At 47.3% G+C, this 12,878-nt stretch carries 13 protein-coding genes; 7 read left to right on the top strand and 6 right to left on the bottom strand.

From position 1 onward, the window contains the following. Positions 1-264: 264 nt before the first annotated feature. Both AC0VZ8_RS20505 and AC0VZ8_RS20500 read right to left on the bottom strand, forming a co-directional pair. Entirely contained in the window at positions 265-915 is a 651-nt protein-coding gene (locus AC0VZ8_RS20505) for a peptidylprolyl isomerase (RefSeq protein WP_475484240.1), read from the bottom strand. Between the two features lie 15 nt (positions 916-930). After that, positions 931-1,458, bottom strand: a complete 528-nt coding sequence (locus AC0VZ8_RS20500; RefSeq protein WP_220684679.1) for a hypothetical protein — start codon at positions 1,456-1,458, stop codon at positions 931-933. 195 nt (positions 1,459-1,653) lie between these two features. Here AC0VZ8_RS20500 and AC0VZ8_RS20495 point away from each other — a divergent pair, with 195 nt between their 5' ends. Continuing rightward, positions 1,654-2,115 carry a hypothetical protein gene (locus AC0VZ8_RS20495; protein ID WP_475484239.1) on the top strand — a complete coding sequence of 154 codons (462 nt, stop codon included), beginning with the start codon at positions 1,654-1,656 and terminating at the stop codon, positions 2,113-2,115. 704 nt (positions 2,116-2,819) lie between these two features. After that, positions 2,820-3,158 carry a hypothetical protein gene (locus AC0VZ8_RS20490; RefSeq protein WP_260065334.1) on the top strand — a complete coding sequence of 113 codons (339 nt, stop codon included), beginning with the start codon at positions 2,820-2,822 and terminating at the stop codon, positions 3,156-3,158. A gap of 71 nt (positions 3,159-3,229) precedes the next feature. Here AC0VZ8_RS20490 and AC0VZ8_RS20485 read toward each other — a convergent pair whose 3' ends face one another. The 3 genes from AC0VZ8_RS20485 to AC0VZ8_RS20475 are packed head-to-tail and all read right to left on the bottom strand — an operon-like array spanning position 3,230 to position 6,610. Continuing rightward, on the bottom strand, positions 3,230-5,164 hold the full coding sequence (locus AC0VZ8_RS20485; RefSeq protein ID WP_475484238.1) for a CotH kinase family protein: 1,935 nt from the start codon (positions 5,162-5,164) through the stop codon (positions 3,230-3,232). An 18-nt stretch (positions 5,165-5,182) separates the two neighbouring features. Then, complete coding sequence (locus tag AC0VZ8_RS20480) at positions 5,183-5,893, bottom strand: DUF4956 domain-containing protein (protein ID WP_071220264.1); 711 nt, start codon at positions 5,891-5,893, stop codon at positions 5,183-5,185. A gap of 3 nt (positions 5,894-5,896) precedes the next feature. After that, the gene (locus tag AC0VZ8_RS20475; protein WP_475484237.1) at positions 5,897-6,610 is read right to left on the bottom strand and encodes a polyphosphate polymerase domain-containing protein; all 714 of its coding nucleotides are present in this window, start codon (positions 6,608-6,610) and stop codon (positions 5,897-5,899) included. Between the two features lie 262 nt (positions 6,611-6,872). Here AC0VZ8_RS20475 and AC0VZ8_RS20470 point away from each other — a divergent pair, with 262 nt between their 5' ends. The 4 genes from AC0VZ8_RS20470 (at position 6,873) to AC0VZ8_RS20455 (ending at position 10,661) form a co-directional block, all read left to right on the top strand. Next, a complete protein-coding gene (locus AC0VZ8_RS20470) occupies positions 6,873-8,219 on the top strand; it encodes a sensor histidine kinase (protein ID WP_475484236.1) in 1,347 nt (448 codons plus the stop codon). After that, the gene (locus tag AC0VZ8_RS20465) at positions 8,216-8,854 is read left to right on the top strand and encodes a response regulator transcription factor (RefSeq protein ID WP_071220267.1); all 639 of its coding nucleotides are present in this window, start codon (positions 8,216-8,218) and stop codon (positions 8,852-8,854) included. The genes AC0VZ8_RS20470 and AC0VZ8_RS20465 overlap by 4 nt, the downstream gene beginning before the upstream one ends. Before the next feature lie 189 nt (positions 8,855-9,043). Next, a complete protein-coding gene (locus AC0VZ8_RS20460; protein ID WP_071220268.1) occupies positions 9,044-10,000 on the top strand; it encodes a DoxX-like family protein in 957 nt (318 codons plus the stop codon). Then, positions 9,984-10,661: a DUF4166 domain-containing protein gene (locus tag AC0VZ8_RS20455; RefSeq protein ID WP_475484235.1), complete on the top strand. Its 678-nt coding sequence runs from the start codon at positions 9,984-9,986 to the stop codon at positions 10,659-10,661. The genes AC0VZ8_RS20460 and AC0VZ8_RS20455 overlap by 17 nt, the downstream gene beginning before the upstream one ends. On the opposite strand, the gene AC0VZ8_RS20450 is transcribed toward AC0VZ8_RS20455, so the two are convergent. Beyond that, the gene (locus AC0VZ8_RS20450) at positions 10,651-11,949 is read right to left on the bottom strand and encodes an MFS transporter (RefSeq protein ID WP_475484234.1); all 1,299 of its coding nucleotides are present in this window, start codon (positions 11,947-11,949) and stop codon (positions 10,651-10,653) included. The two genes, AC0VZ8_RS20455 and AC0VZ8_RS20450, sit on opposite strands and share 11 nt — an antisense overlap. A gap of 157 nt (positions 11,950-12,106) precedes the next feature. Between AC0VZ8_RS20450 and AC0VZ8_RS20445 the strand changes: the two genes are divergently transcribed. Continuing rightward, positions 12,107-12,862, top strand: coding sequence for a DUF2087 domain-containing protein (locus AC0VZ8_RS20445; protein ID WP_071220271.1), 756 nt, complete (start codon positions 12,107-12,109; stop codon positions 12,860-12,862). Positions 12,863-12,878 lie beyond the last annotated feature (16 nt).

Raw genomic sequence — 12,878 nt, 5'->3', positions numbered from 1 at the left:
GGTAACGTTAGTAATTTAATAAAACTTATTAATGTCGAGCAGGCTAAAGCAGCCTGCTCTTTTTACAATTATAACTGGTATTAAAACCGCTTTAGAGAGTTGGTGTAATGTTTTTAAAAAAACTGCACCTCCAACTGTTAGGTTATGTCTAACAATTGGGATGCAGTTCAATAATAATTCAGGCTCTTTTCAGTAAAAATAGCTAGAGGGCCTATTTATTGGATCCGTACAATACTTAAAGCACAATTTAAAGAAACATACTAATCAAAATCTGATGCTGTTATCAAGTACTTTGACAGTTCCATCCGTAATTGCTGATTTAAATAGTTGCTCTTTATATTGATTTATTAATGATGCTGTATCGGATGGTTCTTTTTGTAAAGAATTCTGTTCATTCAAAATCTTCTCAGCTAAATTTTGTTTAGATAAAAGCTTTTGGTATATAGCCGGGGCGACATTTTCCCAGTGCTCGTCCTCGGTGACTCCATAAGCTTCAATAAATTTTTTTTGTGTATCCTGTACTTCTTTTGACTGTTGATTTAACAACTCCCTCATTCTGTTTGCTTCAAGTTTTCCTTGTTCTAAAGTTGCTGATACACCTTCTTTTTCAGCTAATTGAAGGAACAATTCTTCTTTAATCATATGTTTAAGAATGTCAGAGTCAGTAAAGTTGGTTGTTGATTGGGATAGACTATTATGTTCCCTGTAGTTCAATACATCAGTAGTAGTTATTTCTCTTTGACCAACATGTACCAAAACACTTGTTTCTGTCTTATTATTAATTTCCGTATTTGTTTTAATACGGTTCAGCTCTGAAGTCAGTGGATCAATTGCAGAAGATGATATTGCACCAAATGTTAGGGCTCCTGTCAACAAAATGCCAAGAGAAATAATCATTTTTTTGTTGTTTTTCATTTATTAAACCCTCCTTTACCAAGTAAAATCAACCCATGCAGTATTATCGATTTGAAAAGATCCGAAGCCGCCATAAAATACTGTGGAGCCGCGTGCCGGAGCAGATGTTGAACTATACGTTTGGCTAGTATCATTATATTTACCGGAATATTCAAGTCCAGGCTGACCTATATATGAACCTTTTTTTGGTAAAGAGACATTACTACCACGTAGTTCTAGCGTTCCTGCTCCCCATGTTGCATTCGGATAAGCTAAGAATGCATTTTTATGAGTTGAGCTAATTAATTCCCTTCTAGTAGCAACCCAATTCGATCCTGAGGTGGTAGCATTAATTTGTGCGGTTGTTGTGACACTTACAGGGCTATAAACACGCGCTCCTGAATCATCGACGATCCAAATTGAGATCAAATCTGTGTCGGTTGCTGTAACTGCTTGAGGACGAATAGGATCAGCTGAGGCTACATTACCATTATTAGCGCTACCAATAAATAGTGTACCTACCAGTGATGTTACTGCTAAGAGTAACCCGATTTTTTTTCTCAATAGAATTACCTCCTTATTTAGAAATAAATTACGGCCCTCTATAACTATTTAACGCTCAAAAAACAGGAAGAATTTCGAAAAAAAGTAAAAAAGAACATGATATTGGAAATTATACAAAAGATATATTACAATAGGGACCGTGAGCTAAGGGATGGAATTGATTTAAACTATAGGAAAGAATAAAGGAGTGGCAAAATGAGAATCAATTCAAAAAAGTTACTGATCGGCGTTGTGATTCTAGTTGTCATAATTGTAGCTGTTATAATGTACTTTTCACAAAAAAACCTTTCATTTCAAAATGTAGTTTCGGAACAAATTTCAATATCTGAAATAAATGAAATCAAAATTACTCGAATATCGTCCGATACTTTAGAGCGTGAAGAAGTAACAATTAATGAAGAAGGCGATATAAGAAATATTATGAAGAACTTAAATACAATTAAATTGCTTAAAAAGCATAACCAATACATTCCAAATACAGACTATCGATATGATTTGATTATTCAAGTAAACCAAGAAGATAGGTTTGGTATCACTTTTCTAAACGAAAGTAACCTAGAGTTATATGATGCTAGAAATACTAGCAATCGAATTACAAGATATGAAATTATAAATGGTTATGATGTAACTGAACTAGCAGGTCATTTTGCAGAATAAAACAAACTAAGTTCAATAATTTTACTGGTAGAGATGCCTTTCTAAAAAGAATTCGATGATTTTCAAGCAATGATTTTGTGCGTAACGAAAAAACGCCAAACTATAAGGAATTCCACGTGTTTGGCGTTTTTACCGCTGATAATGATGATTTACGCAATTTTGCAGCAGCATTTATCTCCAATCAGAAATAACGTTTGTTCATCTAAACGATACCTGCGCAACATGAATTATAGCTATTGAGCCAAGAGGGGACCAGTCAAACGATTGGCCTAAGTTATCCAGTTTCAAAAGTTACAAGTAAAAGCCCGAAAATTTATGTTGTATGGAACATAAATTGTAAGACGATAACATACTCGCTTAATAGCCGAGTAGCTAAAAAATTGAATTTTTTAAAATCCGTTGATGATTAATTCCAACGGGTTTTTATTTTTTTGTTAAAACGATGATGGAAGCGGCAGCCGGCAAGTGATCGGCTGCTTGTTTGAAATTTAATTAGTTAGGCCCCATGAAATAGCCGGCTCCGTGATGGTTTTTTTAGGAGTGGTTAAATTGCTGATGCCGGTATTCGTTTGTCTCAAAATTATAGCAGGCGGTATGGGTACATCATGGCCATATCGCCCTTTTGCTTATCATGAGCTTGTTTTTGCTGTATAATGGAAAAATAGTAATATCAAAGCCAGCATGATTGAAAAGGAGCAAGCGTTATGACCAAATTGGCCTCATCCATTCTGGAAATGATTCGAATGATGATCATTATGATGATCTTTGTCATGGTTCTGGGCAACATAGAACATCAAATACTGAAGAGCTGGATACCCTGGAATGGACTATATTGGCTGTTCCTGTTCGCCGGGAATGTATTGTGGTTTCTTGTACTCTACCGGAATCGCCTGCAGTTCAGCGGCTGGTATCGTTCAGCCGCGACCCAGCACAAGCTGTCTAGAAATACGACGAGGATTGTCATGGCGATGGGCATGGTCCTTATCGGTGCGCCCATAATGATCACGTGGTTCATTGAAATAGTTTTAATCCATTGGTCATAGGTTAAAACGTTCGGATATAAAGGGGCAGTTCCAAAGGTGTATTGACCTTTGGAACTGCCCTTGTTTGATAATTACAGCCTTTTTCGTTTATACAACGTCACGAAGAGACAAGAGAGAAGCAGCAGTACGATTGATACGCCGGCGTACAAGGCCTCCTTGGCACTTCCTTGTTCCTCGGCAGCCCCGTTTGACCCCTCGCCCGGCCGGCCCATTCCTGGGCCTCCCTGCATTTGACCGCCAAACTCGCCGCCGAATCCGTTCCCCATCTGCCCCTGAGGGAAATCCTGCATCTGGCTTTGCCCATTCTGGCCGGGAGTCTGAGGCATGGTTGGTTGATTGTCATCGGAAGTGGGCTGCTCCGACGATTGGGTTTGATCTTCAGGGAGCTCCGCTGCATTTGGTGATGGTTCCGTAGTTACGGCTGGAGCAGCATCAATCGCTGTTTTTTCGTTGGAACTGCTAGTGCTCGATCCGACAGACGATACGACGGACAAGGAAGGTTCGTCCCCTTCAAGCGCGGTGTCAAGATCTCCTTCATCTTTGCTATTGGTAACGTCGGCGCTACTTCCCGACGCGTCGTCAGAAGAATCATGGGCAGCACTGTCGTTGTAGGCAGGCGTGTTCCCGCCAGAGATGCCTTCGGCCGGGGCATCGTTAGGGGGAAACGATCCGGCTCCATTCGTCTCGCCGCCAGGTCGCATGCCGCGACCACCGCCGGGACCCATACCGCCACCGCTGCCGCTTCCATCGCCAGCGGAGGGGAGCGTTCCATCCAGCTGCTGCTGGAGGTTATCCATTGATTTTTGAACGTATGAGGTGAGTGTCGGGATGGATTGCTCATACTCCTCATAGGAATAGAAAGGTCGTGGGTCTTGCTTTACGTGCTCGGAAATCAAGTCTTGTAATTGCGCAACTCGTTCATTGAACGTTTCCTGCTGCATGTAGCCCTCCAGCATCTCCGAGAGGATGGCGTGATAGCGTTCCTTATATTCGTCAACCTCGAGCAGCTTGGCAATCAGGGGCCGTTCCGCCAAAGCCCCCTGGGTTGGCTCGTCAATGAGGATGCTGGAGCCCCCAAGCCCCCCGAATGCCATATTATAATCCCAAGGGAGGACGGAGAAAATGCCGTTGTTCTCATATAAATAATAGTTCTGTTTGTTCGATCCCAGATAACTGTCCATATTGGAGGCAACCACGTTCAAGGCAACGTACTTGAGCACATTATCGACATCCAGCACCTTCTCATAATCGGTGCCGTTATTAAGCTCATCCAGCATGTCGATCAATATATCGTCATTGGATGATTTGGATTTCATGACAAGCCCGGTGTAGGAATCGGGATCATTGCCAAGCCACGTCAGATCGCTGCCTGCCCCGGTCATTTCTGCCTTGTACAACGCGCCGTAGGAATTATTGAAATGACGCTGCAGATAGGAGTCGCCAATCTGTTCAATCGCGAGGTAGAACCCCCATAATTCATCGTTAACATATACGTTGACGTAGGAAAAGCCGGGCGTCGGCAGTCCTACGGAATCCGCCAGCTCGTAGGTCAGGAATTCCCGCATATACGAGGCGTCGCTGTAGTTGTTGTTCAGATTGATTTTGCTGATTCCATTCAAGGTCTGATTAAGGTATTCGTCAAAGGATATTTTGAAGCTGTAGCGGTCGGAGTCCGAATTCACCACGCTGCGCAGGCTTAAATTGCCTTTGGTGCGAATGCCGACATGATCAAATTGCATGCCGTTGTAATTGACGGATGCTTCTTTATATTCTTCAGCGCTGGCGTTGTCCAGCATATCCTGAAAATCAGCTTCGTCAATCGTGATTTTTACATCAATAACCTTATCTTTCGGAAAAACCGTTGAATCCATTTGCTGCTCCTGCTGAGCATCGCTCTCGGTGCTGCTTACCGTCCCGGCGGCCGTGGGTGTCCACTCGCAGCCTGAGATTAGTAGGATAATGGCCATCACGAGGAACAGTTGGCCCGTCATTCTTTTTTTTATCATCTCTGACCACCGCCTGACTTAGGATACATAGTCGCCACTGTAACTGATCAGAACCGCGTTATGAACACCTGGCAACTGGGACAGCTTGTTCACGAACTGGCCTTCGGCGTCGCGCAGCCTTACTTCCAGTGTCAGCTCGATGCTGCCTGGGGTCACGGTTTTTTGCTTCAGATTATAACGCTTCACGGCTTGACCGATTTGCTCTTTTACGGCTTGCTCGCTCTGTTCATTCTCGCAATGAATCACGAGCAGATAAGGCGTATCCACCGTTGCTTTTTTAATGAAGAAGAACAGGATCAGACCGACTACGATGGAGCCCATGGCAGCCAGCGTGTAGAACCCGGCTCCGGTTACGATCCCGGCAACTGCGGCCCAGAACAGGAAGATCAGATCGGTTGGGTCCTTGATGGGCGTACGGAAACGGACAATGGAGAGTGCGCCGACCATACCGAGTGAGAGCACGAGATTGGAGTTAATGGCTATGATGACAACGGCCGTGATCATGGTCATCCCGATCAGAGACACGTTAAAGCTTTTGGAATACAGCACGCCGCTGAAGACTCTTTTATAGAGCAGATAGATGAATAACCCGATAACAAAGGCAACGGCCAGCGTAATCAGAATTTTGGCGATGCTGATATCGGATACGAAATTTTCCATCACGGATTTTTTGACGATATCCGAAAAATTGGTGGTGCTCGTATTGCTTGAAGTCGATGTGGTATTCATGAATTATTGATCCTCCCATGTGTTATATTTCAGAAATTTACGGCACATCACGTATTTGGAGGCCGATTGACGGCCCAGTCCTTCCAGCTGCAGTGCGATTTTGATGTAATCCGGGATGTATTCGTCATATTTGACCTCGAGTATAATCAGATTCTCATCGATCGCCCGGATGGGCAGGAGATTCCGATTGAACAGATCCGTGGAGTGCAGGCCGGTTCGAAGCTCCTTGTCAAACGTAATTCGGACATTTCCGTTGGCGCAGACATACGGCTCGCGGACATAATCGACAATGACCTTGGGCCGCAGCAGCTTATGCTTCATCTCGTGATACAGCTCCATCATCAATGGCTTGTCCGGCTGATAGAGACATTCGTATTGACCGGCCATGATCTGATCGGCCATCTCCCTTGTGAGCGGCTCCTTCAGCTTGGCAATGTAATCCCGGAATTTGATTTTTTTCTCAAAATGAATGGTGCTGTCGGTTACGTTGTAGATACGGATGCGGTATTTGACCCGGTCCCGAACCCCAGCCAGCTTCTCGTATAAGGCTTTGTTGTTGATATCGTCAAAGTACAAGCTTCGAATGTGATATTCCCCGCCGGGGCCTGCGTGCTGATCGTAGGTCACCAGATTTCTTAATCGTTGACGGATGATTCGGTACTGGTGAATATTCACAAAAAACTTAAGCTCGTTCCGGTATTTCAATGGGGTTGTCATGATTCCACCTCGTTTCTCTCTATCATTCGTGTGCTTGATTGCTTACGAAATCTATCCTATCAATCGTTCCTGATAGCTTTCTTAAATACGGCTGAATGTAAACTGAATGTTTTCGCTATGTAAAAATCGAAGTGTCGAAGCAGGATGAATTTCATGATTCGATGGATCCGACTTGTTCGCTGAAGGCAAGCTAAGAGGTCCCGCTGCTGTAACAATTGTGGTAGGATGAAATTATATTCGCGAAGAGAATGGACGATGCGTCATGATATATTATGTGGTAGCGCTTTGGAGCGCGGCGGCTGTGCTGCTGTTCAATCAGCCACGGAGCGAGGTGAACCGCTGGGCGGCTTTCTTTCTGTGGAGCGCAGGAATCGGCGGCTTGACAGATTTGCTTGTGCCTGCGGGGTTTATCGCGGGGCGGTACGAGCCGTGGATTCAATTTCTCAACCATACGTTGACACCGTACGGCGTGTTAATATTTTGCATGGTGTATACCCGGAGGCCCGAGGATCATAAGAGAATGCGCGATTTCAAATTAGGTTTGTTTCTGCCGGTGCTCGCGATGCTGGCCCAGGTGTTTTTGACGGAAGCTTACCGAATTCATTATGGCTGGTTATTCGTGTGGACGGTTCCCTATTATGTGGCCGCATGTGCCTTGCTAATTCGCGCGTTGTCGCTCGAGATGAATCCGCAAAAACGCAAAGGCATGTGGATCACCACCTGGATTATGGTGCCTACCCTGCTCGGCGTGATGCTGCTGATTAATGTGGGAAATCTGATCTCGCCCGGTTATGATTCATTCCGGTACGTGTTCCTGTTCATTCTGTATTCGCTGGGCGTTGCCGTCATTTGTACCTTTGTGTACGGCGTCCTGGGTGTACGCCTGAAATTCGAGCGCGATCCGCTGGATCGCACGATGCAGGCCGTCAGCTCGGGGACATCGATGCTGAATCATACCATTAAGAACGAGATCGGGAAGATTGCGATGAGCACGGAAAATGTAAAGCGGCTGCTGCCACAGGACAACGGCGTTGCCATCGAACAGCTTGAAGTCATAGCGAATTCATCCGAGCATCTGCTTGCCATGGTGGGACGCATGCAGCAGCAGATGAAGGCGTTTAAGCTGGTGGAACAGCCAGTCCGCGTGGATCAGCTGCTTGCAGAACTGCAGCTCCGCGAGCAGGATCTGCTGCGCAGGCATGGCGTCGAATTGAACGTAATCTGCCGCCAGCGGCCGTGGCTGCTCGCAGATACCGTCCATTTGAAGGAAGCGATCAGCAATCTCATTCGCAACAGCGTGGAGGCAATGCCTGAGGGTGGGCTGATTACGATAACGATAACGGCTGACCGCAAAGGAGCGGCGATTACCGTTAAAGATAACGGGACCGGCATTCCAAGAGCGCAGCAGGAGCTTGTGTTTGAACCTTTTTACAGTACCAAGGGCAACAATAAAGATAACTTCGGGCTTGGTTTGTCGTATGTTTATAACGTGATGAAGAAAAGCGGTGGTTCCGTAAGTCTGGAGAGCCGCGAATCGGTTGGTACGGAGATTTCGTTATATTTTCCGCGTAGTAAAATCATTCGTTTATCCGGGAGGGAAGAAGCTTGAACCGCATACAAATCTTCTTGGTAGAGGATGATCCGGATTGGGTTAAATCGATGACCGTTTTTCTGAATGCGCAGGAAGACATGATCGTTGTCGGCACGGCCGAGTCGCCCGAACAAGCGATTGCGATGGCGCAAATTCTCTCCTTTGACATCGTGCTAATGGATATTCAGCTGACTGCAGGCCGACTTGACGGGATATACACAGCCGCGGAAATTCTTGAGCGTAAACCGCAGGCCAAGGTCATCATGCTGACCTCGCTGGGGGACGAGCTGGTGATCATGCAATCCTTTACGGCTGGAGCCGTCAATTATATTGAGAAGCCGAGGTTTAAGGAGCTTCCGGCAGCGATCCGAAGCGCCGTGCTTCATCCGGGGTCGATGGAGGTGCTGCTCAAGGAATTTGCCCGCCTCAAGCGCGAAGAGCAGCTTCGCGGCTTAACGCCTGCGGAGCGTGAGGTGTTTGATCTGTTGGATGAAGGGTACACCCATTCCCAAATGGAGCAGAAACTGTTCAAAACCGAGAGCACGCTCAAGAACCAGATCAATAAAATTTTAAAAAAGCTCGGGGTAAGAAGCAGCAAGGAAGCCGTGGAGAAGGTCCGCCGGAAAGGGATTGTAAGAGAGAACGACAACTAGCACAGGTGCGGATTAAGACTGGATCATATCGAAGGATCGGAAGAGGTACTACGAAACGTAGTACCTCTTCTTGGTATGTTCTACAAAAGTGAGGTCTAACGGCGAGTCCCCGGCGGCTGTAAAATGACTTGTAGATAGAGAGGTGTCCGGCTTTAGAAACTAGGGGACATCCCGAGGGGAGCTAAGCGCATGAAGAGAAATCCGATCTATGTTGAACTCGATATCCAGACGGATATGGATAAACTGTGGACGTTGACGCAAAAGCCTGAGCTGCATCAACAGTGGGATCTGCGATTTTCCGAGATTCATTATGTACCGGAGGCTGATTCGAATATTCAGCGGTTTTTATATAAAACCCGCATTGGGTTCGGACTGGAAGTGACAGGGGCGGGAGCCACGAAAACGGCTGTTCACCCGAAGACGGGGAAACGGATCTCGGTGCTGCGATTCGGCTCGGATCAGCGCAGCTCCCTCATTCGGGAGGGAAGCGGCTATTGGAAGTATGCGGACAAGGGGAGCGGGGGCATACGTTTCTCTACCCAATACGATTACAAAACGCGGTTCGGCCTGGCGGGCGCCTGGTTTGACCGTTTGTTGTTCCGGCCTTTATTCGGCCTGGCGACGGCTTGGAGCTTTGATGTGCTGCGATTGTGGGCAGAGAAGGATATTCCGCCCTCGGTAACGATCCGGAAGGCATTCATCCATGCCTTGAGCGTGATGATGCTGGTCGTTCTATGGTGTTATGAGGGGCTGGTACCGAAGCTGTTGTTCCCGGAAGCCGGGGAGCTTGATCTGTTGAGGCAGTCGGGCTTGGCTGGAGAGCTGGAGGGGGTGGTACTAACCCTACTCGGCATTGCCGAGATCGGGTTCGGCTTATTGACGCTGCTCTTTCACAAGAGTCGGTTGTGGTACAGGCTGCTGATGAGCTTGCTTGCGATCTTGATGCTTGGCGCATGGATAACAGACCCTCAGTTAATGAAGGCCCCGTTCAATCCGTTAACGCTTAGTGGATCCATGATGGGGTTTTGCTTGATGGCTTCGCTGTCCGCTGCAGATTTACCAAGCGCCTACCGCCCGGCACGAAAACCCGTCCCCGGGGATAAATCCCGCAAAAAAGGAGGGGAAAGACGTGACCTCGATCTATGAACAAGCGCTAGGCTCGCAATTTCAAATGCTCCATCCCAAAATTCGGGAGCGGTTCGGGTTTGACAGCAAGGATCACATCGCTTCGATTGGCGAAGGCGTCATGGAAGAGATCTGGTACGCGCCTTGGGCTGCACTGCCTCTCTATATCGGCACGATGCGGCATATTATGTTTCCGAATCGAGGGAAAGGGATCCCGTTTCGGATTGAGAATTATGCTTATCGTGACGAATGGGGAAGAGAAACGGTTACTTGGTGTCGCAGCTTTGATTTTCCGGGTGTCCAAAGGCGGTTTGATGCCACGATGATCTATAGTACGCAGCGGAGCCGAGTTGTGGATTATTTAGGGAATAAACAGCACTTGGCGGTCGATCTCCGGATAGCCGCGGGGGAGAGCGGCGGCATTTGCATTCAATCGGGGGAGCAGAGATTTTATGAGGGGCTCTTGCAGTTTCGATTTCCCCGGTGGTTCACCGGAACAGCCGATGTAAACGAATGGTATGATGACGGGAATCAACGATACCGGATATCCGTTGAGGTGCGCAATCCGATATTGGGGCCTGTCTTCCGGTATAAGGGAAGTTTCCAGGCCCGGACCATTGCTGTAGCCGATGGAGCTGTTCCGCTCCATGTGAAACCTCTGCGGGTTGAGGCTAGAGAGTAGCGGCGGTATCGGAGGAGGAGAGACTGCTGCTCTTGCGCTCACGGAACATTCGGTAGTATAGAAACGAAGATACAACATAAAGCGTTCCGGTAATGCAAAATGTGATCGCATACCCCCAATAGCTGCCGTAAGTGGTGACGAGTTTGGATTGTACGGGTCCCATGGTGGCCCAGCCCAGCATGAAGGCCGTTTGCGTAACCGAATTGGCGATTCCTCTTCGGTGATCCGGTACACGGTCAATCAGAATCGAGGATTGTATCGGATTGGCGGCATTCATCAAGGCTTGGCGGAACAGGAAGCCGACCGATGCAATGAGGAGTACGTTCGTGAACCCGGTTAACAGCAGGAAGGGCAAGGATAGGACTTGAAAGAGCACAACGGCCCTGACGGCTCCCACCCGATTTACCAGCGTTGGTCCGATCAGCATCGATACAATCGTCATGACTTGTCCGAGTGATATCAGAATGCCGACTGCCGATAACGATACCGAGAAGCGGTTGGTAAAGTACAAATTCAAATAAGGCACGACAAGCCCTGAGCCCAGGCCGATTAATAATTGGGCAAGCGCGAACTGCCCGATGATTTTGTAATCCCCCAAACCGGAGGCGTTTACTGCTCTTCCTGCCTGAGCCGGTTGATGATCAGGAAGCGGTGCATCCAGTGCCTGTATGTCTTCGGCCTTCTGATCGGCTGTGAATAAGAGCGGGATAAATGCCGCCAAGGTAGCCAGGCCGCCTATGAATAGCGCGGTTTTCAAGCTGCCGACCTTATTCATACCAACGGCCTGCAGGGCATCCGCCAAGAATCCGCCTCCCATGCTGCCGAGCACTTGAGAAGCAAGGACAAGCGAGGCGTGAATGCTGAAGATCCGCATGCGAGCCGATTTCGCCGTGTTTTCCGCTAGAAAGGGGATAGCCAGCACCTGAAAAAAGGATGCGAACAGACCGGTATATACCGCAAGACCAAGCAAGCTGAACTCGCTCTCCAGAAAAGAGCGCGCGATCAGCCCCGCACCGCTTAACAATGCCCCCAGGACGAGGATTCGCTTACGGCTGCCGCGGTCTCCGATCAGGCCAATCGGAATGAACATTAATGCCGTTGCCAGGGATTGAATACTGACCACTGTTCCATTCATGGAGTCATTATACCCAAGACCTTGTATGTACAAATTGTAGAGCACGCTAAACATGCCGGTACCGATCTGATACAGCACGTTGGCTAGAAAAAACAGCTTGATGTTGCGCGGCCAAGAACGCATTTCTTTTGCCGACTGTTGGATGAAACTCATGATGATACCCCCTAAATTTTACAGCAGCAACCTCTATTCTAGCAGGTTCTACAGAAGGGAGGAAGAAATAATATATCGAAATGAAGTGTGATTGACATGCTATAGACAAAAATATAAAATGTCTATATAAATTACTAAATGAAAAGTGGTGTTTGCATTGGATCCGAACGAGCGTTTCTGGAATGCTTCTATAGATGAACTTAAGCAAGGTTATATCGACGAAGGTCCCGTATGGGTATGCCTCCTGTGCGGCAAGACGATCGAGAAAGGGATCATCTATCCGGACCAGGATGTGTTATATGAGTCAGAACGATACATGACCATTCATATCCGCCGGGAGCATGGCTCCGTATTTCAGTATCTGTCAGGGCTCGATAAGAAGCTGACTGGATTAACCGAGCATCAGAATCGATTGCTGCAGCTCTTCTATCAAGGCATGAACGATAAAGAGGTGCAACAGGAGCTCGGCATAGGCAGTGCTTCGACGATTCGCAATCACCGGTTTGCCTTGAAGGAGAAGGAAAGACAGTCCAAAGTTCTGCTGACTTTAATGGAGCTGCTGAAGGAAAAGGATGACCATGCACCGGCATTTGTGGAGATTCCCAAGCGGGCCAAGATGGTGGATGAGCGCTACAATGTCACCGAAGAAGAGCGGCAAGCGATCCTGGCCAAGGTGTTTCCTGAAGGGACCGATGGTCCGCTGAAGACATTTAAGCTCAAAGAGAAGCAGAAGTACGTCGTGTTGCGAGAAATCGCAGCTCGTTTTCAACCGGACGTCAAATATACGGAGCAAGAAATCAACGATACGATCGGGAGGGACCATCCCGATTATGTGACGATTCGCCGGTATTTGATTGAATATGGTTTTTTGGATCGCAAGGATGATGGAAGCGAGTACTGGTTAACGACGTAAACGCTAAGATTAGGAG

This window comes from Paenibacillus sp. QJM3NY_38 (genome assembly GCF_056173265.1).
This window is presented reverse-complemented; position numbering and strand designations above follow the sequence as displayed.